Origin of the sequence: Halomonas sp. SIMBA_159 (assembly GCF_046536035.1) — a bacterium.
In the GTDB taxonomy this organism is placed as follows: Bacteria; Pseudomonadota; Gammaproteobacteria; order Pseudomonadales; family Halomonadaceae; genus Vreelandella; species Vreelandella venusta_A.
In genome coordinates, this window is the sequence record NZ_JAWJBT010001172.1 from 1 (window position 1) to 250 (window position 250).

General features: G+C 41.2%; 1 protein-coding gene. It reads right to left on the minus strand.

The features are described 5' to 3' along the window. The coding region (locus R0J87_RS22955) for an outer membrane beta-barrel protein (RefSeq protein ID WP_498889242.1) at positions 1–214 on the minus strand (214 nt) is incomplete at its 3' end. Positions 215–250: the final 36 nt, after the last annotated feature.

Consider the following 250-nt stretch of genomic DNA (forward strand, 5'->3'; position numbering starts at 1 on the left):
GGTTTTCCTGCAAATCGAACTGCTGCTGATTTGAATCCCGCTCTACACGCCTGAGATTGACTGAAATATCTGAATGCTCATTCAGTTCAACCTTCAGTCCGCCTTTAAACTGAAGATTTTTATCTTTACGGTCTTCCAGAGAGTATTCTATTTCATAAAAATTTATCTCTGATGTTAATGTCATCAGCGGCGTTAACCTCCAGCTTGCATTCAAAGATGCCCCTTTAGTCTTGTTCAGCCGGTTGCTTTC